Genomic DNA, 23815 nt, shown 5'->3' on the forward strand with positions numbered 1-23815 from the left:
CGTCAGGCCGGCACCTCCTCCAACGCGGTCCGGAAGTCGGCCACCAGGTCGGCGGTGTCCTCGATACCGGTGGAGACGCGCACCAGGCCCGCGCCGATCCCGGCGGCGGCGAGCTGGTCGGCGTCCACGATCCCGGCCCACATCGAGCGCGGGTGCACCACAAGCGTGCTGACGCTGCCGAGGCTGGCCGCCCGCTTGGCCAGCCGCAGCCCGGCCAGCAGCGCCGCCGCGCCGTCGCGGCCGGCGGCCAGCTCGACGCCGAGCACCCCACCGAACCCGGTCATCTGCCGGCGGGCCAGCGCGTGCTGCGGGTGCGAGGGCAGCCCGGGATAGCGGACCCGGGCCACCGCCGGATGGCCCTCCAGCGCCTCGGCCAGCGCGAGCGCGTTTGCGTTGTGCCGCTCCACCCGCAGCGACAGCGTCCGCAGGCCGCGCAGCAGCAGCCAGGCGTCCACCGGGCCGAGCGTGGCGCCGGTGACGATCGCCGTCCGCCACACCCGTTCGACAAGCTCCGCGCCGCCCACCACCACCCCGGCGGACACGTCGGAGTGCCCGCCGAGGAACTTCGTGCCGCTGTGCCAGACCAGGTCCGCGCCGGCGGCGAGCGGGCGCTGGTTGACCGGCGTGGCGAACGTGTTGTCCACCACCACGAGCGCGCCGGCCGCGTGCGCCGTCCCGACGACGGCGGCCAGGTCGGTCAGCTCCAGCAGCGGGTTGCTCGGCGTCTCCACGAGCACCAGCCGGGTCTCCGGCCGCAGCGCCCGGGTGAACGCGTCCGCGTCGGTCTGGTCGACCTGGGTGCAGGCGACACCGAAGCGCGCCAGCAGCCCGGTGGCCAGCGAGGTGGTGCCGCCGTACGTGCTGCGCTGCACCACCACGTGGTCGCCGGCGGCGAGCAGGGCCAGCGCGACAGTGCTGATCGCGCCCATCCCGGAAGCGGTGACCAGCCCGGTCTCCGCGCCCTCAAGCGCGGCGACCACGGCGGCCACCTGCGCGTGGTTCGGGTTGCCGTACCTGGTGTAGAACGCGCTGCCCCGCGTCTCGGTGGCGATCTCGGTGAACCGCTCGTCGGACTCGGCGCTGAACGTGGCGCTCTGCACGATCGGCGGCGCGACCGCCCCGCCGGGGACCAGGCCGTCGTCGCCGTGCACCGCGGCGGTGCCGAACCCGGTCATCCGCGGGCCACCCGGTCGACGAGCTCCCGGTAGCTGCCAAGCGCGGTGAACTCCGGCAGCGTCAGGTCGCTGCCGTGGCGCTGGCGCAGCACGGTGACCAGGCGCAGCGCGCGCAGCGAGTCACCGCCGGCGGCGAGGAACCCGGCCGCCGGGTCGCGCGGGGCCGCGCCCAGCACCTCCTGCCAGGCCGCCGCCACCCGGTCCGCCCACTGGTCCCGCGCGCCCCCGGCGACCGTCGGCGGCGAGACCACCGGCGGCAACGGCGCGTCCGGCTCGGCCGCCAGCAACCGGCGGAAGCCGTCGGTGAGCGCGTCCACCCGGTCGGCCGGTACGTGCCGGTGGTCGTACTGGACCATCAGCCCGAGCCGCCCGGCATCCAGTTCGGCGTCGACGGCGAGGCTGAACGCCACGTCCACCGTGACGCCCCGACTGTCCACGATGCGGGTGCCGTCGCCGGCGGGGCGCGGCGGGAAGTGGGTCCAGTTGAAGAAGTGGTCGAAGCGCGGACCCGCGCCGCCCGCCCGGACGATCTCGGCGAGCGGGAAGCGGTGGCGCCCCATCAGCTCCCGTTCGGCCCGCCACGCCTCGGCCGCCAACTCGGCCACCGACCGGCTGCCCAGCGTGAGGCGCACCGGCAGCGTGTTGAGGAACAGCCCGAGCGTGGCGGGGCTGCCCTCGCCCTCCGGCCGGCCGCCGACCACCAGACCGCTGACCACGTCGTCCCGGCCGGCCAGTTCGCCGATCAGCCGCAGGTGCACGGCGAACAGCCAGGACTTGACCGGCACCCCGGCGGCGCGGGCCACCTCGGCCACCCGTTCGGTGGTGCCGTCCCGCAGCGGCACCCGCTGGGTGGTGGTGGTCCTCGGCTGCGCGCCGCCGACGAGCAGCGGTGGCGCGCCGCCGGGGCCGTCCAGCCAGAACCGCCGGATCGCCGGGTCGGCAAGCGCCGCCCGCTCGGCCGCCACATATTCCCGGAACGGCAGCCCGGCGTCGGCGTCCGCGGGCGTGCCGGCCCGTTCCCGGTCGTACCCGGTGAGCAGGTCGGCCAGGAGCAGGTGCAGGCTCCAGCCGTCGAGGACACTGTGGTGCTCGGCGACCAGCAGCGTGAACCCGTCGCCGCCGGTGCGGACCGCGTGCAGGCGCAGCAGCGGCGGCCGGGCCCAGTCGAACGGACGGTGGCGTTCCTCGGCGACGAGCGCGTCGATCCGGGCCCTCCGGGCCGGCGCGTCGAGGCCGGTCAGGTCCGTCACCGGCAGGTCGACCGGCACCCGCGCGTGGACGAGCTGCAACGGCTCGGTGTACGCGCCGAGCGCGAAACCGGTCCGCAGCACCGGATGCGCGTCCACCAGGACGGCAAGCGCCCGGCGCAGCGCCGCCACGTCGAGCGGCGCGGCCACCTCGTGCGCGGTGACGTTGTGGTAGACGGCCGGGTCGCCGGTCAGCTCACCGTGGTAGACCATGCCGAGCTGGAGCGCGGTCATCGGGTACGCGTCGACGAGCCCGTCCGGCAGCAGCGCCCGGTCGGCGGCGTCGACCAGGCCGAACCGCCCGTCGTGCGCGGCCGGCTCGGTCGCCACGCCGTCCAGCGTGATCCGGCCGTGCGTCACCAGGTCCCGGATCGTCTGGTGCGTGAAGATGTCGTTGAGCTGGAACGACAGTCCTCGTTTCTGCGCCGCGACCTGCATCTGGATGCTGCGGATGGAGTCGCCGCCGAGCGCGAAGAAGCTGTCGGTCACGCCGAACGTGGCCACGCCGAGCACCTCCCGCCACGCCTCGACCAGGATCTCCTCGGCCCGGTTGGCGGGGGTCACCGCCGGGTCGCCGGCCGGGCGGTCGGGCCGTGGCGCGGGCAACGCCGCCCGGTCGAGCTTGCCGTTGCGGGTCAGCGGCAGCTCGTCGAGGACCACCACCGCGGCCGGCACCAGGTGCGCCGGCAGGCGCTCGGCGAGCCACTCCCGAAGTGTTAGGCGGGGGCCCGCGTTATCGGATTCTGCTGTGGCGGGGCCCCCGCCAATCACCTCACCGGGCGCGGCGGCGTACTCGGGGCGGACCGCGTGCAGGGTGTGCCGGTCGGTGCCGGCCAGCAGGTCGTCCTGTCGGGTGACCACGGTGAAGCCGCGCGCCTCCAGCAGCGCCACCAGCTCGGCCAGCCGGCCGGCGGTGGCGGTGCCGGGCGCGTCGTGCACCTCCATGGCGACCTGCGCGATCAGTGGCCAGTGCCGGTCGTCCAGCCCGGCCAGCACGTCCGCCTCGGCGCGCTGCACGTCGATCTTGAGCAGGTCGACCCGGGTCGGCGCCAGCTCGTCCAGCACGGCCGACAGCGACCGGACCGGCACGGTCAGCTCCCGGCCGGCGAACCGCTCGGCGAGCAACTCGTCGGCCCGGTCGAGCAGCACGTCCCGGGCGTCGGCATCAGCGCCGGCGTCGTCGGCGGCGTCCCGCTCGTTCGCCAGGTACCGCTTGATCACCCCGATCTCGGCGTCCGGGTCGGCGTACGCGGCGTGGCCGGACATCATCGAATAGCCCGGGTAGTAGGTGAACGAGACCTCGCCCGCCTCCCGGGACAGCCCGTGCGCGTGCACCGTGGCCGGCACGCCGAACTCGGCGACGTTGCGGCGCAGCGCCTCCACCACGGCCGGCACCGGCTCGAACGCGTGGATCGTGGCATCCGGGCAGACCTGGTGCACGAAGAGCGAGAACATGCCGATGTTCGCGCCGACGTCCAGCACTGTCGCGCCGGGGCGCAGCACGATCCCGTCGCGCAGGTAGACCCGCTGGGTGAAGATCTCGTCGTACAGGTAACGGGTCTCGTGCGGGTTGATCCCGGTCACCCGGGTCAGGTCCAGCGACGCCCCGGCGCGGGGCCGGACGTAGGCGACCAGCCGGTCGCCGTACCCGTCGTCGTCGCGGGCGACCACGGCGGCGTCGGCCACCTCCGGGTGGCCGCGCAGCACGGCGGCGACCTCGCCCGGCTCCACCCGGAACCCGTGGATCTTCACCTGGTCGTCGAGCCGCCCCAGGTAGCGCAACCGCCGCTCGGCGTCGAAGCGGACCCGGTCGCCGGTGCGGTAGACCCGCTCGACGCCGCCGTCGGGCAGCGGCAGCTCCACGAACCGGCGGGCGGTCGCCTCCTCGTCGCCGAGGTAGCCGTCGGCGAGCTGCGGACCGGCCACGCACAGCTCCCCGGCCGCCCCCGGCGGCACCGGGCGCAGCCGCTCGTCGAGCACCCGCACCGCGACGCCCGGCAGCGGCCGGCCGATCGTCGGCGGTTCCCCGGCGCGGATCTCCGCGACGGTGCTGTCGACAGTGCACTCGGTCGGTCCGTACAGGTTCACCGCGCGCACGCCCGGCAGCGCCGCCATCTCGGTCCACAGGTCGTCGCCGACGGCCTCGCCGCCGAGCAGCAGCAGCCCGGGCAGCCGGGCGTCACCGGCCCCGGTGAGCAGGATGCGCGCCTGCGACGGGGTCAGGTCGAGCACGTCCACCCGATGCTCGGCGAGTGTGGCGGCGAGCACGGCCCCGTCCCGGCGGACGTCCTCCGGCACCAGGAAGAGGCTGCGCCCATGGGCGAGCTGCACGAGCTGCTTCATCGAGGCGTCGAAGGTCAGCGGCGCGTTCACGGCCACCCGCAGGCCGGCCGAGCTGTCCGCGTACACGGTCGCCTCCAGCGCGCCGGCCAGGTGCGCGGCGGCGGCGTGCGACACCCGCACCGGCCGGGGCGTGCCGGTGGAGCCGGAGGTGAAGATGACGTACGCCGGGTCGGTCGGCGCCGGCGCGGCCGGCGGCGGGCCACCGGCCGCGACCAGCTCCTCGACGGACACGGTGGCCGGCCCGCCGACGCCCACCACGCAGTCCGCGCCGACCGCGCGGAGCTGCGCGGCCACGCGCGGCGCGGGGGCGTCCGGGTCGAGCGGCACGAACACCGCGCCGGCCCGCAGCACGCCGAGGAACGCCACCACGGTGTCCCGGGACCGGGTCGCGAGCACGCCCACCGGCGCGCCGGCCAGGCCGCGCGCGGCCAGCGCCGCAGCCACCCGCGCGGCCCGCCGGTCCAGTTCCTCGGCGGAGTACGCGCCGTCGGCCGCCACCACGGCCGGGGCCTGCGGTTCCATCCCGGCCAGGCCCGCGTCCAGCAGGTCGACGAGGGTACGCGTCGACGCGGCGCCCGCCGCGCCGCCGGCCTCGGACAGCCAGCCGGCCTCCCCGGCGCCGAGCACCGCCAGCGGGGCATCCCCGGCGAGCGCGGCCGGCAGGCTGCGCAGCACCGCCACCAGCGAGTCGAGCAGCCACCGCCCGCCGCTGACCCGGAGCGTGACCTCGCCGTCGCCGGGGCCGGTGAGCACGGTGAGCCGGGGGCCGGTCGGCGGCGGCGGGACGGGCACCTCCGCGGCCGTACCGCCGAGGCCGGAAACGGTGTCCGGGGCGACCGCCGGCTGCACCGCGAACCCGGCGACCGCGCCGGTCGCCTCGTCGACCGGGTCGACCAGGTGGAACGTCTCGTCGGCGGTGGCCTCCGCGGCGCGTACCGCGGTCAGCAGCTCGGCCGGCGCGGCCGGCAGCGGCAGGGCCAGTCGGAGCGGGCCGTAGCCGCCGAGCGGGCCGACCACGGCGGCGGTGCCCTCGGCCCGCCGGCCGTCGTGCCAGCGGGCCAGCACCAGATCCGCGTCCTCGACCCCGGCGGGCGCCTCGGCCCGGCGGGTGACCGCGACCGCCCAGGCGGCCAGGAGCACCGTCTCGGCGGCGCAGCCGGCGGCCTCGGCGATCCCGGCCAGGTCGGCGGCGGGCAGCGTGGCGGTGACCACCGCGCCCGGGTCGTCACCGTGCGGCTCGACCAGCCGGGCGGCCGGCGCGACCGGCGCGGGCGCCGGGGCCTGCTCCCGCTCCTCCACCTGCCACTCGGTGACGTCGAGGAACTGCAACGCCTCCTCGTCGGCCGGCGGCAGGTCGTCCGCGTACGCCCGGGCCAGGTCGGCCAGGACCAGGCGCAGGCTCGCCGGGTCGGCGATCAGCGGGGTGGCGGCCAACTCCAGCGCGTCGTCGGTGAGCGTCACCGACAGCTCGCCCTGCGCGCCGACGGTGACGGTACGGTCGTCGTCCACGTCCTGCAACGGCACCCGCAGGCCGGGGTGGTGCACCAGGGTCAACCGCAGCGCCTCGTGCCGGGCCACCACCGCGTCGACGGCGGCCTGCAACCGTGCCCGGTCGAGCGGCCGGTCCAGCCGCACCCGGGCCCGGACCAGGTCCTGCTTGCCGGCCCAGGCCAGCCGCTGGACCGGGGACAGACGGTATCCGTTCACCACACACTCCGGTTGACGTAGAGGTCGGACATGGCGACCAGGATCTGCCGGTCGCCGGTGAAGGGTTCCCGGCCGTGGGTCGCCAGGAAGTTGTCCACCACCAGCACGTCGCCGCGCCGCCACGGCACGGAGAGGGCGTGCTGCCGGTACAGCGCACGGATGCCGCCGACCACCTCGTCGGGGATCGGCTCACCGTCGCCGTGGTACGCGTTGCGGGGCAGCCCCTCCGGGCCGTACTCGCGCAGCAGCGCGGCGGCCACCTCGGGCGGCATGTTCGACACGTGGAACAGGTGGGCGTGGTTGAACCACACCGTCTCCCCGGTACGCGGGTGGGTGGCCGTCGCCTGCCGCCGCGCCACGGTCCGCAGCCCGTCGTCCCCCAGCCAGGTGAACTCGGTCGCCGAGGCGGCGCAGTACGCCTCCACCTCCGCCCGGTCGGTGGTCTGGAACGCCTCCTGCCAGGGCAGGTCCAGGTGCGGGCCGTAGTTGCGCACGTAGCGGACCCCGTCGCGGTCGAACCGGTCCCGCACCTCCGCCGGGATCAGCGGGGTGATCACCCGCTCGGCGGCGAGCGGGGTCGCGCCGCCCTCGCCGGTGGCCGGCTGGGCACAGTGGAAGAAGAGGTGGGTCGGCCAGTTGTGCGAGTACGACATCTCGTGGTGCAGCGGAATCCACTGGGCGGCGTTGAACTCGGTGGAGGTGAACACCTTGTCGGCCACCTCGTGCCGGGGCGCCGCCCGCTCCAGGTAGCCCAGCAGCTCCGGGCCGACCGTCCGGGCCGCCCGGCCGAAGTCGTCGGCGCTGCGCACGTCGAAGCCGCGGAAGAACACCGCGGCGTGCCGGTCCAGGTCGGCCAGCAGCTCCGCCCGCCGCCCGGCGAGCCAACCGGCCAGGTCGAGGTCGGGCACGGCGGCCTCGACAAGCAGCACGAAGTCGTCCGGCCCGAGCGTGCGGCGAGTCACCGGCTCGGTGGTGGTGCCGCCGGCGGCACGGCGGCGCGGTCCGGGGGCGCTCATGATGCGCCGTCCTGGGTGTGCAGCTCCGGCGCGGCGACCGGGTCGGCCATCGCGGTGAGGATCCGCCGGGGCGGCGTGAACGGCTCCCGGGCGTGCGCGGCGAGCATGTTCTCCACGAGCAGCACGTCGCCGACGCGCCAGTCGAAGGAACGGGTCTCCGCGGCGTACGCGGCGCGCAGCTCGGCCAGCACCTCGTCCGGGATGGGCGTGCCGTCGCCGTACGCGGTCTGGTAGGGCAGGTCCTCTTCGGCCAACGCGGCCCGAAGGCCGGCGCTCACGTCCGCCGGCAGCGAGGTGACGTGGAAGAACAACGCGTGGTTGAACCAGGTGCGTTCCCCGGTGACCGGGTGCCGCCGTACCGCCGGGCGGACCTGCCGGGTGCGTAGTTGCGCCTCGCTCACCCACTCCACGTCGATCATCGCGCGCCCGCAGTACGCCTCCACCTCGGCGCGGGAGTCGGTCTGGAACGCCGTCTGCCAGGACAGGCTGATCCCGGGCAGGTAGTTGCGCCGGTAGAGCACGCCCCGGCGCTCGAACCCGTCGACCGTCTCCGGGCGCAGCCGGGCCAGCACCCGGCGGCTGTCCGCGAGCGGCGTACGCCCACCGGCGGCCGGCGCCACCTCGCAGTGGAACACGATGCGCAGCGGCCAGTTGACCGTGTAGGACTGCTCGTTGTGCAGCACGATCGGCTGGTCGGCCGGGTGTTCCGTGGAGGTGTAGACGCCCTCGGCGACCCGGCTGCGCGGCGAGGACCGCTCGCCGTAGGACAGCACGTCGCCGGAGAGCGCCGCCATCACGGTGCGGAAGTCGTCCGCGCCGGCCACCGCGAAGCCGCGGAACAGCACCGCGCCGGCGCGTCGGGCCAGCTCGTCCACCTCGTCGCGGTGTCCGGCGAGCCAGCCGGCCAGGTCCACGTCGGGCACGGTGGCGCGCACCAGCGCCGGCAGCGGACCGCCGGGCCAGTCCGGTCGTACGTCCACCAGGGTCCGTTCCCGGCCGCGGCGGGGGACGGGCCGCGCGACCCGGATCTGATCGGTCATCTCTCTCTCCCAGCGGTGTCGACGCAGTCGGCGAGACTGCGCCGGGGGTCGGCGGCGGCGGTGCGCAGCAGCGCGGTGAGGCGGCGGTGCCACTCCACCACCGTGTGGTGGTCGAACAGGTCGGTGCGGTAGGTCCAGAGCGCGTCCAGGGCGTCGCGCCGGTCGTCCAGCCAGAGCGTCAGGTCGAGGCGGGCCGCGTCCGGGGTCAGCTCGACGCCGGTGAACTCGCCACCGGCGACGCTGAGGTGCCGGGCCGGCGGGGCGTTCTGCACCCCGAACGCGACCTGGACGAGCGGGTTGCGGTCCGGCCGCCGGACCGGACGTAGCCGCTCCACCAGCAGGTCGAACGGGACGTCCTGGCGGGCGGCGGCGAACAGCGTGACCCGCCGCGCCTCGGCGAGCAGGTCGGCGAACGTCCGGTCCGGCGCCGGGCGCAGTCGCAGCGGCAGCGTGTTGACGTGGCAGCCGACGCTGCGTTCGGCGGCCACGCTTGTGCGCCCGGCGAAGGCGACGCCGACGAGCAGGTCGTCCCGGCCGGCGGCGACGCCGAGCAGCGCCGCGAACGCGGCCAGCCCGACCATGTGCAGGCTGACCCGGCGGGCACGGGCGAGTTCCCGCACCGCCCTCGCGGTCGTCGGGTCGACGGTGGTCCGCAGCGCCGCCCCGCTTCGGCCCGGCCGGTTAAGCGGGGCCCCTTCCTCTACCGAATGCGTTAAGCGGGGGCCCCTCCTTACCTCCAGGAGGTGGGGTGCGCCGTGCAACTCGCGTAGCAGCTCGGCGGTCGCGCGCTGGCCGGCGGGGCCGGTCAGCCAGGCGCGCTGCGCGGCGGCGAAGACGGCCGGGCCGGGCGCCGGAGCGCCGGGTGGCGCGTCCGGGGCGTCGTAGGCTTCCGCGAGGTCCCGCACCAGCACCCCGAACGACCAGTCGTCGGCGACGGCGTGGTGCACGACCAGCAGCAGCGCCTCCGCCCGCCCCTTGCCGTCGGAGAGCAGGTGGGCGCGCAGCAGCGGCCCGGTCGCCAGGTCCATCGGGGTCGCGGTGGCCTCGGCGGTCAGCCGGGCGAGCCGGGTGTCGAGCGGGATGCCCGGCTCGGGTGGGGCGACGACGAGGCGTGGCCGGGCGTCGGGCCGGACCACCTGCACCGGCCCCCGCGGGCCGGTGGGGAAGACGGTACGCAGCGCGGGATGCCTGTCGACCACCAGGTGCAGCGCCCGGGTCAGCCGTGCCGCCTCCACCGGCGCGGCGAAGCGGACCGCGAACGCCAGCAGGTAGGACGTGTCGGTCGGGTCGAGCCGGTGCAGGAACCAGAACCGCCGCTGCGCCGCGGAGAGCGGTGCCGGCCCACCGTCGCCCGCCTCCGGCCGGTCGCCGGTCGCTTCCAGCCCGGCGCCGCCTGTTTCCGGCCCGGTGGTGCCCGCTTCCGGCCCAGTGGGGTCCTCGTCGTCCGGTGTGGACGGGGCGTCGAGGTGTTCGGTGAGCGCGCCGACTGTGGGGTGGGCGAACAGGTCGCCGGGGTGGACCCGGCGGCCGGTGGCGGCGGTCAGCCGGGTGGCGCAGCGCAGGGCGAGCAGCGAGTCACCGCCGAGCGCGAGGAAATCGTCGTCCGGGCGGGTGACCGGCACGCCGAGCAGCTCCCGCCACACCGCCGCCACCAGGGCGCCGGTCGCGCCGAGCAGGTCCGCGCCGGCGCCGGAGTCGGAGCCGGCATCGGCGGTGGAGCCGGCGTCGGAGCCGGCGTCGGAGCCGGCGTCGGCGGTGGAGCCGAACGCCGGCGTGGGCAGGGCCGCGCGGTCCACCTTGCCGTTCGGCAGCGTGGGCAGCCGGTCCAGCCACACCACGGCCGCCGGGACCAGCGGCGCCGGCAGCACCTCGGCCAGCCGGGCCCGGACATCGTCGCGTCGTGCCCCGACCAGGTAGCCGACGAGCAGCGGGTCCCCGCTCGGGCCGGGCCGGACCGCGGCGGTCGCCTCCCGCACGCCGGGCAGGGCGGCGAGCCGGGCGGCCACCTCGCCCAGCTCGATCCGGTAGCCGCGCAGCTTCACCTGGTCGTCCAGCCGGCCCAGGTAGGCAAGTTGCCCGTCCGGGCGCAGCCGGACCCGGTCACCGGTGCGGTACATCCGCTCGCCGGGCCGGAACGGGTCCGGCCGGAACCGGGCCTCGGTCTCCGCCGGCCGGTCCAGGTAGCCGCGGGCCAGCCCGGCGCCGGCCAGGTACAGCTCGCCGGCCTCGCCGGGCGGCACCGGCTGGCCGTCCGGGTCGAGCACGTACGCCCGGGTGCCCGGCAGCGGACGGCCGATCGGCGGGTCACCGCCGTCGCGCGGCACCTCGGCCCAGGTCGAGTACGTGGTGTCCTCGGACGGGCCGTACAGGTTGCACAGCCGGCGCACGTGCGGACGCGCCCACACCCGGGCGGCGAGCGCGGCGGTGAGCGGCTCGCCGGCCAGGCAGACCGTGCGGACGCCCGGCGGCAGCGCCCCGGCGGTGAGCAGCTCGCCCATCGCGGCCGGGACGGTGTTGACGAGCGTGATCGGCAGCCGCTCCGCGCCCGGCGTCGCCAGCGCCAGCACGTCGTCGACGAGCAGCACCCGCCCGCCCCAGGCGAGCGGCCCGAAGATCTCGAAGACGGACAGGTCGAAGCAGACCGAGGTGGCGGCGAGCATCCCACCCAGCTCGGTGTCGTCGAACGTCTGCCGCACCCAGTGCAGCAGCACCGACGCCGAGCGGTGCTCGATGGCCACACCCTTGGGGCGTCCGGTGGAGCCGGAGGTGTAGATGACGTACGCCAGATCCCCGGGCGTAACCGGCGTGGCCGGGTCGGTGGCGTCACCGGTCGGGTCGAGCCGGTCCACGAGCACGGTCGGGCCGGTGAACCGGTCGGCGAGGCCGGCGGTGGTCAGCACCAGCCGCGCCCTCGAGTCGGCGGTCATGAACGCCACCCGGGCCGCCGGGTACGCCGGGTCCAGCGGCACGTACGCGGCGCCGGCCTTGAGCACGGCGAGCAGCGCCACCACCAGGTCCGGCGTACGCGGCAGGCAGACACCGACCCGGTCGCCGCGCGCGACGCCACGCGCCAGCAGCACCCGGGCCAGCCGGTTCGCCGCCTCGTCGAGGTCGCGGTAGGTGAGCGTGGCGTCGCCGTGCCGGACCGCCTCCGCCTCCGGGGTCCGGGCGGCCTGGGCGGCGACCATCCGGTGCAGACAGTCCACGGTGCTGCTGCCGCCGCCGGCCCGCCGGGTGGCGGCGCGGCGGGCCGGTCCGGCGGGCCGGGCGGGCGCGCTCACCGGGAACCACCCACGGCCGCGAGACGGCGGTCCGCCTCCTCCTGGATGCGGTCCTTGTCGGCGAGCACGACGCGGCCCGGGTCGTTGTCCGGCAGTTCGTCCTCCAGCCGCCGGATCCGCCGGTACGCGATGCCGCCGGCGGCGAGCGCCAGCGCGCAGAGCCCGGCCAGGATCGCGGCGAGCGCCATCCCGCGCCCCGGCCCGGTGCCGACCAGCCCGGCGAGCGGGCCGCCGGGCCGGGCCAGCGGTGCGAGCACGTGTTCGGCGAGCGGGCCGGCGCTGAGGAAACCGGCCGGCACCATCAGCCAGGACAGCATCTGCGCCATGGCCAACACCCGGCCCTGGAGTTCCAGTCCCACCTTGGCCTGCACGATGGCCAGCCAGTGCGTGTTGACAAGCGCGGTGGCCAGGCCCATGCCGAACAGGCCGAGCGCCGGGAACAGCGGGTCCGGCCGCAGCCCGACGGTGAGCAGCGAGACGCCGAGCAGCACGACGCTGGCCAGGATGCCTGTGGTCCGCCGGGCGGTGCCGCCCCAGACGCCCATCAACACCGACCCGACGACCATGCCGACGCCGCTGGCGGCCAGCACCCGGCCGAGCACCGCCGGGTCGCCGAAGGAGAGCGTGAGCGGGGTGACGAGCACCTCGACCATGGCGAAGAAATAGTTCAGTGACGCGACCAGGACGACCAGGGCGACCAGCCCGTGCCGCCGGACGATGAACCGCCAGCCGCCCAGCACCTCGCGCCGGAACGGCTCCTCCCGCCGGACGAACAGCGTGTCCGGGAAGCGGACCGACAGCGTCACGGTGACCGCGACCGCGAACGTCACCAGGTCGATCACCACGATCCCGCGTAGTCCGACCGCGAGCACCAGCGCGCCGCCGACAAGCGGGGCCAGCACGGTGCTGGTGGCGGTGCCGAGCGAGACGATGCCGTTGGCCCGCCCGTAGTAGCGCTTCGGCACGAGCTGGGTGACCGCCGCCTGGTAGGCGGGTTGCTGGAACGCGGTGGCCACGGCCGTGACGGTGATCGCGGTGAGGATGTGCCACAGGTGGAGCTGACCGAGCCAGAGCAGCAACGCCAGGCTCACCGTGCCGGTGGCGGCCAGGCAGTCGGCGAGCACCATGATCCGGCGGCGGTCCCACCTGTCGGCCAGCGCGCCGGCGATCGGCGACAGCACCACGGCCGGCAGCAGCGCCAGCACGGTGGCGGTGGCGAACAGCGACACCGAGCCGGTGCGCTGGTAGACCCACAGCCCCATCCCGAACGCGGTCAGCCCGCTGCCGATCAGCGAGATCAGTTGACCGATCGCGACCAGGTAGAACACCGCCAGGCTGGGCGTCGCCGGGCGTCGGGCCGCGACGTCCGCCGCGGGCGGGGCGGTCGGGCCGGTCCGGGCCGCCCCGCCCGGCCGCGCAGTCCCGGGTACGCCGGTGCGCCGCTCCCCGCCCGCCGGTGCGGGTCCGGCGGTGACGCCGTCCGGCGCGGATTCGGCGGTGACGCCGTCCGGCGCGGCGGCGCAGTGCGCCAGGATGATCCCGGCCAGCTCGGCCGGCTGGTGCTTGGCGAAGTAGTGGCCGGCGCCGTCGATGACCTCAAGCGACACCCGGTCGGCGAAGAACTCCCACTCCAGGTAGCGCTCCTGGTACAACTCGGTGGCCCGGTCGCCGCTCCCGACCACGCACACGAGCGGCGCGGACAGCTTCCGGGGCAGCCCCCGCGCGTAGACGTCGGTGTAGTAGTCCTCGCCCCGGGCCGCGTCGGCGAGGACCACCCGCATCACGAAGTCCTTCTCGGCGGAGTCGAAGACCTCGGTGAAGAAGCCCATCGCGCGCAGCGACTCCAGCGTCCGCCGCTTCGACGCCCAGCGCTCCACCGGGAACCACCGGCGCAGCCAGCCGAACACCCGGCCGGGCAGCCGGGGCGCGGGGAAGTGCGCGCCGATCACCACGCCGGTCACGTCGACGCCGGCCGCCTCCAGCCGGCGGGCCAGCTCCACCGCCTCGGCGCCGCCCACGCAGTGCCCGTACACCGCCACCGGGCCGGTGATCTGCTCGACCACCTCGGCCACGCAGCGGTCCACCAGCTCGTCCAAGTCGAGCATCGGCTCGTCCGGCCGGTTCAGGTCGTGCCCGGGCCGTTCCAGCGCGTAGAGCGACACCCCGGCCGGCAGGGCGTCCGCGAGCGGCTGGAAGGTGATCGCGGAGCCGCCGCCGAACGGTACGCAGAGCAGCGTCAGCGTGGTCGGGGTGCCCGGCCGGGCCGGGGTCAGCTCGTGCAGCAGCCGGCCGGCGGAGCCGCCGGTGGCGTCCAGGTGTTCGGTAAGCGCCCGGATGGTCGGGTGGCGGAACAGGTCGAGCACGCTGATCGCCGGGTCGCTGCCGGCCAGCGCCTTGATCGCCCGGAACGAGTCGCCGCCCAGGTCGAAGAAGTCGTCGTCGATGCCGACCCGGTCGTAGCCGAGCACTTCCGCCCAGCGTCGGGCCAGCGCCGCCCGCAGCGGGGTGTCCGGCTCGCCCGCGCCGGCCGCGGCGCGGTCGCGGCGGGGCGCGGGCAGGGCCGCCCGGTCGACCTTGCCGTTGGCGTTGAGCGGCATCCGGGACAGCGGCACGAACGCCGACGGCACCATGTAGTCCGGCAGCCAGGTCCGGACGTACGCCCGCCACGGCCCCGGGTCGGCGGTGAAGTCGGCGATCAGCTCGCTCCCGGCGTCGGGCTCGGGCCCGCCGGCCAGGGTCAGGTAGGCCACCACGGCTTTCTCGCCCGTGTCCTCGCGGACCACCACGGCGGCGTCGCGGACCGCGTCGTGCCGGCGCAGCACCGACTCGATCTCGCCCAGCTCGATCCGGAACCCGCGCACCTTCACCTGCGAGTCGCCCCGCCCGAGGAACTCGATCCGGCCGTCGGCGAGGCGACGGCCGAGGTCGCCGGTGCGGTAGAGCCGGCCGCCGCCGTCCGGGTCGGGCACGAAACGCGCGGCGGTCAGCGCCGCGTCGCCGTGGTAGTCCCGGGCCAGCCCCGGCCCGCCCAGGTGGATCTCGCCGGGCACGCCGACCGGCACCGGGTGCGACGTCGCGTCGAGCACGTACGCCCGCATGTTGCCGATCGGCCGGCCGATCGTGGGCCGGCTCTCGTCCGGGGTGATCCGGTCCATGGTCGCCCAGACCGCGGCCTCGGTCGGGCCGTAGAGGTTCCACAGCGCGTCCACCCGGTCGGCCAGTTGCCGGGCCAGCGGCGCGGGCACCGCCTCGCCGCCGCAGACCGCGGTCAGCCCGGGCGTGCCGGTCCAGCCGGACTCGATCAGCAGCCGCCAGGTCGTCGGCGTGCCCTGGGCCAGGGTGACCCGCTCGGCGGTGAGCAGCGCGGCCAGCCGGGACGCGTCGTAGGCGACGTCGCGGTCCACAAGCAGCATCCGGGCGCCGATCACGAGCGGCAGGAACAGCTCCGGCACGGACATGTCGAACGCGAAGCTGGCCATCGCCAGCATGGTGCCGTCGCGGGTCAGGCCGGGGCGTTCGCGCATCGCGCCGAGCGTGTTGACCACCGCGCCGTGGGTGACCCGGACGCCCTTGGGACGGCCGGTCGAGCCGGAGGTGTAGATCAGGTACGCCAGGTGCTCCGGCCGGACCGACGGCGGGGGCGCGGTGTCCGGCTCCCCGGCCGCATCCGGCGTCACCACCGTGCCGTCGAAGTCGGCGAACCGGTCGACCAGGCCCGGGTCGGTGACAAGCACCGGGGCGCCGCTGTGCGTCAGCACGTAGCGCTGCCGCTCAACCGGGTACTCCGGGTCCACCGGCACGTACGCGCCACCGGCCTTGAGCACGCCGAGCAGCGCGACCGGCAGCTCGGCCGAGCGGGGCAGGCAGAGCGCGACCGGCACGTCCGGCCCGACGCCGGCCCGGCGCAGCCGGTGCGCGAGCCGGTTGGCGCGGGCGTCCAACGTGGCGTAGTCGAGAGTGGTCCCGCCGAACGTCACGGCCGGCCGGTCGGGGCCGGTCGCCACCTGGCGGGCGAAGAGGTCGACGAGCGTCGGCACCCGGTCGGGCGGGGTGTCCCAGCCGGCCGGCGTGGCGGTGTCGTTCCACTCGGCGAGCCGGGCCCGCTCGGCGGCGGTGAGCAGCGGCAGCGCCGCCAGCCGGACGCCCGGGTCGGTGACCGCGGCGGCGAGCAGGGTCTTCAGGTGGCCGACCATCCGCTCGGCGGTCGTGGCGTCGAACAGCGCGGTGTTGTACTCCAGCCGGAACCGCAGCCCCTCGGCCACCTCGTACGCGTACAGCGCCAGGTCCTGCTGGGCGATGCCCGGCTCGACCGCGAACGGGGTCATCCGCACCCCGGCCGCGTCCACGTCCCGCTGCTCGGGCACGTTGAGCAGGTTGAACATCACCTGGAACAGCGGGTTGCGGCTCAGGTCGCGGGGCGCGTCGACCAGGTCCACCAGCCGCTCGAACGGCACCTCCTGGTGCGCGTACGCGTCAAGCGCGGTGCGCCGGACCCGACCGAGCAGCTCGGTGAACGTCCAGTCGCCGTCCAGCACGGTCCGCATCGGCAGCATGGTGACGAAGAAGCCGACCATCGGCTCCAGCTCGGCGCGGACCCGGCCGGCGACCGGGGTGCCGACGCAGAAGTCCCGCTGGCCGGTCCAGCGGAAGAGCACCGTCTGCCACGCCGCCAGCAACGTCATGGCCAGCGTGGCGCCGTGCTGCTGGCTGAACCGGCGCAGCGCGTCGGCGGCCGGTCGGGGCAGGACCAGCGTGCGGACCGCCCCGTCGAACGTCTGCACCGGTGGGCGCGGCCGGTCGGTGGGCAGTTCCAGGGCGGCCGGCACCCCGGCGAGCTGCGCCCGCCAGTACGCCAGGTCCGGGTGGTCCGGGTCGGCCAGCCGGCCGCGCTGCCAGCGCGCGTAGTCGCCGTACTGGACGGCCAGCTCGGGCAGCGGGTCGGCGCGTCCCTCCCGCGCGGCGGCGTAGAGCGTGGCCACCTCGCGGGCCACCACGCCGAGCGACCACCCGTCGGAGACGCCGTGGTGCATGGTCAGCGACAGCACGTGCCGGTCGTCGGCGACGCGCAGCAGCACGGCCCGGAACAGCGGCCCGGCGGCCAGGTCGAACGGGCGCCGCACGTCGGCGGCGAGGGCGGCGTGCACCCATCCGGGCAGCGCGCCGGCCACCGCCGGCTCGACGATGCTCGGCGGCGCGTCCGGGTCCGGGTCCGCCGGGGCGGTCCGGACCGGCAGCTCCACCGACCCGGCCGGGAGCACCCGCTGGACCGGGTCGCCGTCCGGGCCGAGCGGGAACACGGTCCGCAGCGCCTCGTGCCGCCGCACCAGTCCGGCCAGCGCGGCGCGCAGCGCGTCCAGGTCGAGCTTGCCGTCGAGCAGCAGCGTGGTGCCGACGGTGTAGGCGTTCTGCGCGTACGCCTGGTCGAGGAACCACAGGCGGTGCTGGCCGGAGGAGAGCGGCGCCGGGCCGGCGTCCGGCGCGGCGCGCGCGATGCGCTCCCCGTTCGCCGCGTCCGGGGCGACGACCGTGGGCCGGGTCGCCGCGTCGTGGCTGTCCGCCGCGGGCTGGGCCGTCGGCCAGCCGTCGATCGGTGCGGGCAGCGCCGCCGCCAGCGCGGCGACGGTGGGCCGGGCGAAGACGGTCTCCATCGGCACCGCCACGCCGAGGCGGGCGCGCAGCCGCACCACCACCTGGGTGGCGAGCAGCGAGTGCCCGCCCAGTTCGAAGAAGTCGTCGTGCGCGCCGATCGGCCGGATGCCGAGCAGCTCCCCCCAGACCTCCGCCACCACCTCCTGCGCCGCCCCCGCCGGCGCCACGAAACCGGTCCCCAACGCCGGCCGATTCCCCCCGTCCTCCGCGCGCTGATTCCCGGAAAGCGTGGCTGTCTCGACCGGAACAGCCACGCTTTCCGGGAAAGCGGCCCCGGCGGGTGCGGGCTTGGCGGGGGCGATCCAGTGGCGCTGTCGGGCGAAGGGATAGCTGGGCAGCGCCACCCGCCGGTCACCGTCGCCGTGGAAGCGGTCCACGTCGACCGGGACGCCGGCCAGCCAGAGCCGGCCCACGGCGTCGAGCAGCGTCGTCAGGTCGTCGGCGTCGGCGCGGGGATGCCGCATCGCCGCCACCGCGTGGGCCGGGCGCAGGCCGGCGAGCCGGGCCAGGCCGCCGAGCGCGTGCCCGGGACCCAGCTCGACCACTGCCGCCTCCTGCTCGGCGAGGAGCGCGGCCGACTCGGCGAAGCGGACCGGCTCCCGCAGGTGCCGCACCCAGTACGCCGGATCGGTGACCAGGCCCGGCGTGACCGGACCGCCGGTCAGGTTGCTCAGGTAGGGACGGTCGGGTTCGGCGTAGTCGACGGCGGCGGCGTGCGCGGCGAACTCGTCCAGGATCGGATCGAGCAGCGCGGAGTGGTAGCCGCGGGCCACCCGCAGCGGCCGGCAGTCGACCCCGTCGGCGGCCAACCGGTCCCGCAGCCGCCCGACCGCCGCCGGGTCGCCGGAGACCACACACAGCTCCGGGGCGTTCACCGCGGCCAGTGACAGCCCGTCGTCGAGCAGCCCGGTCACCGCCGCCTCGGGCAGCCCCACCGCGAGCATCGCCCCGGCCGGGGTCCGCTCCACCAGCTCGCCGCGCACCCGCACCAGGCGCAGCGCGTCGGCGAGGGAGAAGACGCCGGCCAGGCAGGCGGCCACGTACTCGCCGAGGCTGTGGCCGACCATCAGGTCCGCGGTGACGCCCCGGGCCAGCAGCGTGCGGGCCAGCGCGTACCCGGTGACGAAGAGCGCGGGCTGCACCAGCGCGGGCCGGTCGAGCAGCCGCTGTGCCGCCGCGTGCCCGCCCGGCGGCGGGTCGAGCACGGCGCGCAGGTCCCGGCCAAGGTCGCCGCCGAGCAGTTCGGCGCACTCGTCCACCACGGCCCGGTAGGTCGGCTCGGACCGGTGGAGCCCGGCCCCCATCGCCACGTGCTGGGCGCCGTGCCCGGGGAAGGCGAACGCGAGCGTCCGCCGGCCGCCCGGGTGGCTGCCGGTGAACCGGCGCGCCGGGGTGTCCAGGGCGGACACCGCGTCGGCGCGGTCCGCCGCCACCACGTACCGCCGGTGGGTCATCGGCTGCCGGCGGCCCAGCGCCGTCGCGACGTCGGCGAGCGCCACCTCCGGGTGGGCGTCGAGGTGGTCGCGGAGCTGCCCGGTGACGCGCTCCAGCGCGTCCGGGGTACGCGCCGACACCACGAGCAGCCGTGGCCCCGGCGCGGCCGGGACCGGCGGCGGAGCCGGTGCCGCCGGCGGCTCCTCCAGCACCACGTGCGCGTTCGTGCCGCCCATGCCGAACGAGCTGACCCCGGCCCGGCGGGGTCCGTCGGCCACCCACGGGCCGCCGGCGGGGTCGAGCCGGAACGGGCCGGTCGTGACGTCGATCGCCGGGTGCGGCCGGTCCACGTTGATGGTCGGCGGCAGGGTACGCGTCCACAGCGCCATCACGGTCTTGATCAGACCGGCCACGCCCGCCGCCGCATCGGTGTGCCCGATGTTGGCCTTGACCGAGCCGAGCGCGCAGAAGCCCCGCGCGTCGGTGCCGCGCCGGAACGCCTCGCTCAGCGCGGCCACCTCGATCGGGTCGCCGAGGCTGGTGCCGGTGCCGTGCGCCTCCACGTAGCCCACCGAGCGCGGGCTCACCCCGGCCGTGGCCAGCGCCCGGCTGATCACCTCGACCTGCCCGGCGACACCAGGCGCGGTGTAGCCGGTGCGGCGCGCCCCGTCGTTGTTGATCGCCGAGCCGCGGATCACCGCGTAGACCGTGTCGCCGTCGGCGAGCGCGTCGGCCAGTCGCTTGAGCACGACCACGCCCACGCCGCTGGACTCGATGCTGCCGCGCGCGTCGGCGCTGAACGGACGGCAGTGCCCGTCGGGGGAGTAGATGCCGCCGTCGTGCCAGAGATACCCGCGTCGCTGGGCGGGGAAGACGCTGACGCCGCCGGCGAGCACCACGTCGGACTCGCCGCTGAGCAGGCTCTGCCGGCCCAGGTGCACGGCCACCAGCGAGGTCGAACAGGCGGTGGCCACGGTGACCGCGGGGCCGGTCAGGTCGAGCTGGTACGCGACGCGGCTGAGCAGGAAGTCCTTGTCGTTGCCGAGCGAGATCTGATGTTCGCTGAGCCCGCCGGTCAGCTCCGGGTGGCCGTTGAGGTGGTCGAGCAGGTAGGAGCTGCGGCCCGAGCCGGCGAACAGACCGACCCGGCCGGCGTGGCGGGACGGGTCGTGGCCGGCGTGTTCGAGCGCGTGCCAGGCGCACTCCAGCAGCAGCCGGTGCTGCGGGTCAAGCGTCTCCGCCTCGCGCGGGGTGAAGCCGAAGAAGGCCGCGTCGAACTCGTCGATGCCGGGCAGGTACGTGCCGGCGCGCACGTACGCCGGGTCGTCGACGCGGGCCGGGTCGGCGCCGTCGGCGAGCATCTCCTCGACAGTGAACTCACCTACCGACTCCACCCCGTCGCGGATGTTCGCCCAGAACTCGTCCACCGTGCGGGCGCCCGGGAACCGGCACGCCATGCCCACCACGGCGACCAGGCCGTCGGCCGGACCGGCGCTCACGGCCGGCGGCGCGACGGGCAGGACCGCCGGCTGCGGGTCCGCGCCGGTCGTCGTGACTCCGACGAGGTACGCGGCGAGCGACTCGGGCGTGGGATGGCGGAACAGGTCGGTGGCGGTCAGCACGTCACCGAGGCGGGCGCGGAGCCGGTCGAGCACGGCCAGCAGCCGCATCGAGTGCCCGCCGAGGTCGAAGAAGCTGTCCCGGGGGCCAATCTCGTCCACGCCGAGCACCTCGCGCCACACGTCGGCGACGAGCCGCTGAAGGCGTACCCGGTCGGCGTCCCACCGGTCCGCCGTGGCGGTGGCGGCGGGACCGGCCGGCTCCCGACGGGCGGCCTGGGGGCCGGTGACCCGGCGGACGTCGGACGGCCCCGGTGCGGGCAGCGCCTCCGGGTCGAGCTTGCCGTTGCCGGTCAGCGGCAGCGCGTCGAGCCGGACGAACGCGGCCGGCACCAGCCAGGACGGCAGCTCGGCGGCGAGCGCCGCGGCCAGCCCGGCCGGGTCCGCCCCGTCGCCGGCCAGGTAGGCCACCAGGCGCGGGTCGGCCGGGTCGTCGTGGCGCAGGTGGACGGTCACGTCGGCGCCCGGCCGGTGCCGTCGGATCGCCGCCTCGATCTCGCCGCGCTCGACCCGGTATCCGTGCACCTTGACCTGCCGGTCGGTGCGGCCCAGGTATTCCAGGACCCCGTCCGGCCGGCGACGCGCCAGGTCGCCGGTGCGGTACAGGCGCGCGCCGGGCACGCCGGAGAACGGGTCGGGCCGGAACCGCTCGGCGGTGCGGTCCGGCTGCCCCAGGTAGCCGCGCGCCACCCCGGCGCCGCCGACGTACAGTTCGCCGACCACGCCCACCGGCACCGGGTTGCCCCACGCGTCGAGCAGGTACAGCGCCGTGTTGGCGATCGGTCGGCCGATCGGCACCGAACCGTCGGCCGGGGTGTCCGGCTCCACCTCGTACGCGGCGCAGCCGACCACGGTCTCGGTCGGGCCGTACTCGTTGACGAGCGCGGTCCCCGGCGCGTGCGTCCGCCACGGCGCGACCTGGTCGACGCGCAGGTTCTCGCCGCCGATGACGAAGCACCGGGTCCGCCCGGCCAACTCGTCCGGGCGGAGCTGGTGCGTGACCAGCTCCAACTGGGCCGGGGTGATCTTGACGAGGCCGAACGGGGTGGTGGTGTCGCGCAGCGCCTCGCCCAGCGCGGCCGGGCCGAGGTGCGCACCGATCATGCGGACGGTCGCGCCGGCGGCCAGCGGCACCAGCAGGCTCGTCACGGTCAGGTCGAACCCGACCGACGAGTGCAGCGGGACCACGTCACCGGCGCGCAACCGGTAGGACTGGGTGGCCCACCGCACGTAGTTGGCCACCCCCCGGTGGGTGACCATCACGCCCTTCGGGCGGCCGGTCGACCCGGACGTGTGGATGACGTACGCCAGGTCGTCCCCGGTGGGCGCGGGCCGTCGTCGCGGGCGTCGGCGCGGCCCGCCACCACGCGCCGGCTCCACCACAGTCGCCTGGTCGTCCGGCCCCGGCACCAGCAGCGCCGCGTCCCCGGGCACCAGGTGCGCCAGCTCGGCGCAGGTGAGCACGACCCGGGCGGCGGTGTCGTCGATCAGGTGCCGCAGCCGGGCCGGCGGGTTCGCCGGGTCCATCGGGACGTAGGCAGCGCCGGCCCGCAGCACCGCCAGCACCGCCACGGTGAAGCCGACCGTGCGGGGCAGCAGCACCCCGACCAGGGCGCCGACGCCGACCCCGCGTGCGCGCAGCGTCTCCGCCAGCGCCTCGGCCCGGGCCTGCAACTCCCGGTAGCTCAGCGCGGCCACGTCGTCGGTCACCGCCACCCCGTCGGGGGTACGCCGGGCCTGCTCCTCGATCAGCACGTGGACCAGCTCGTCCGGCTCGGCCGGCGTGGCGGTGCGGTTCCACTCGGCGACCAGCCGCCGGTGCTCGGCGGCGGTGAGCATCGCCGCCGAGCCCACCGGCGCGCCCGGCTCGGCCAGCAGCGACGCCAGCAGCGTCTGGAAGTGCCCGGCGAGGCGGGTCATCGTGTCGGCGTCGAACAGGTCGGTGCGGTACTCCAGCACGGTCCGGAGACCACTGTCGTTCTCCCGGACGGCGACCGTGAGGTCGAACTTCGCGGTGTCGACCGGCACCTCCACGGCGCTCACCTGGAGGCCGTCCAGGCGGGGCGGGGCGGCTTCGCGCCCGTACACGAACATCACCTGGAACAGCGGGCTGAAGCCGGCCCGCCGCGCCGGGCGTACCGTCTCCAGCACGGTCGAGAAGGGAAGCTCCTCCCGGCTCAGGGCGTCGAGCACCGCGCCACGCACCCGGTCCAGCAGCAGGTCGAAGGACGGGTCGTCGTCCAGCCGGGCCCGGATCGCGACGGTGTTGAGCAGCAGGCCGACGAGGTGCCGCGTCTCCGGGCCGCGCCGGCCGGCCACCGGCGTGCCCACCACCACGTCACGCTCGCCGGTCCACCGGGCCAGCAGCACGTGCAGCGCCGCCAGCAGCACCATGTACGGCGACACCCGCGCCCGCCGGCAGAACGCGGCCAGTTCCTCGGCGGGCACCTCCAGCGGCACCGCGAGGGTGGCGCCGGCGGCGGACGGCACCGCCGGGCGCGGTCCCCGGGTGGGCAGGTCGAGCGCCGCCGGCGCGCCCGCGAGCTGGTCCCGCCAGTAGTCGAGCTGGGCCGAGGACTCCGTCCCGGCCAGCCAGTTCCGTTGCCGGATCGCGTGGTCGCGGCAGTCGCCGGCCACCGGATCGAGCGCGGCCGGTCGGCCCGTGCGGTGGGCCGCGTAGAGCAGTTCCCACTCGTCGGTCAGGATGCCCAGCGACCACTCGTCGATCGCGACGTGGTGGATCGTCAGCAGAAGCAGGTGCTCCTCCGGCGAGCACCGCAGCAGGTCGGCCCGGAGCACCGGCCCGCGTAGCAGGTCGAGCGGGTCACGGGCGGCGGCGCGCAGTCGTGCCCGCACCTCCCGGTCGCGCTGCCAGCTCGGCAGGCCACTGAGGTCGTGCACCCGCAGCAGCCCCGGGCGAGGCTCGTGGACCACCTGGACCAGACGGCCGTCATCGCCGTCGCCGCCCGGTCCGGGCGCGAGCGTGGTCCGCAGCGCGGCGTGTCGGGCCACCAGGTCGTCGAGCGTCGCGGACAGCGCCGGCACGTCGAGCGGCCCGTGCAGCCGGTAGGCCAACGGCACCAGGTAGCCGGCCGACCCGGGGTCGAGTCGGTCCAGTTGCCACATCTGGCGCTGCGCGGCGGTGGCCGGCGCGGAGCGGCCGGGGTCGGGCCGCGCCGGTCGGGTCGGTCGCCGGGTCCGCAGGACGTCGGTCATCGCCTCCGCCTTCGTCACTGTCCGGCCGCCTGGTGGGCGTCGTCCGGGCACGGAGAACCGCGCCCGGATCGGCCGGGTGATGGAAAAG

General features: G+C 76.1%; 6 protein-coding genes. All 6 read right to left on the bottom strand.

Annotation, left to right across the window (positions count from 1 at the left end):
- Positions 1–2 precede the first annotated feature (2 nt).
- Genes O7613_RS04860 through O7613_RS04885 form a run of 6 tightly spaced genes read right to left on the bottom strand, consistent with a single transcriptional unit; the run spans position 3 to position 23727 of the window.
- Positions 3–1175 carry an aminotransferase class I/II-fold pyridoxal phosphate-dependent enzyme gene (locus O7613_RS04860; RefSeq protein ID WP_282292376.1) on the bottom strand — a complete coding sequence of 391 codons (1173 nt, stop codon included), beginning with the start codon at positions 1173–1175 and terminating at the stop codon, positions 3–5.
- Positions 1172–6472 (bottom strand): non-ribosomal peptide synthetase, encoded by a 5301-nt coding sequence (locus O7613_RS04865; RefSeq protein WP_282292377.1) that lies wholly within the window; start codon positions 6470–6472, stop codon positions 1172–1174. Before O7613_RS04865 ends, O7613_RS04860 begins: the two co-directional genes overlap by 4 nt.
- Positions 6469–7488: a TauD/TfdA family dioxygenase gene (locus tag O7613_RS04870; RefSeq protein ID WP_281583993.1), complete on the bottom strand. Its 1020-nt coding sequence runs from the start codon at positions 7486–7488 to the stop codon at positions 6469–6471. Before O7613_RS04870 ends, O7613_RS04865 begins: the two co-directional genes overlap by 4 nt.
- Positions 7485–8528, bottom strand: a complete 1044-nt coding sequence (locus tag O7613_RS04875; RefSeq protein ID WP_282292378.1) for a TauD/TfdA family dioxygenase — start codon at positions 8526–8528, stop codon at positions 7485–7487. The genes O7613_RS04870 and O7613_RS04875 overlap by 4 nt, the downstream gene beginning before the upstream one ends.
- Positions 8525–11809 (bottom strand): amino acid adenylation domain-containing protein, encoded by a 3285-nt coding sequence (locus O7613_RS04880; protein WP_282292379.1) that lies wholly within the window; start codon positions 11807–11809, stop codon positions 8525–8527. Before O7613_RS04880 ends, O7613_RS04875 begins: the two co-directional genes overlap by 4 nt.
- Entirely contained in the window at positions 11806–23727 is an 11922-nt protein-coding gene (locus O7613_RS04885) for a non-ribosomal peptide synthetase/type I polyketide synthase (RefSeq protein ID WP_282292380.1), read from the bottom strand. Before O7613_RS04885 ends, O7613_RS04880 begins: the two co-directional genes overlap by 4 nt.
- Positions 23728–23815 lie beyond the last annotated feature (88 nt).

The sequence above is a fragment of the Micromonospora sp. WMMD975 genome (assembly GCF_029581215.1).
Classification (GTDB): Bacteria; Actinomycetota; Actinomycetes; order Mycobacteriales; family Micromonosporaceae; genus Micromonospora.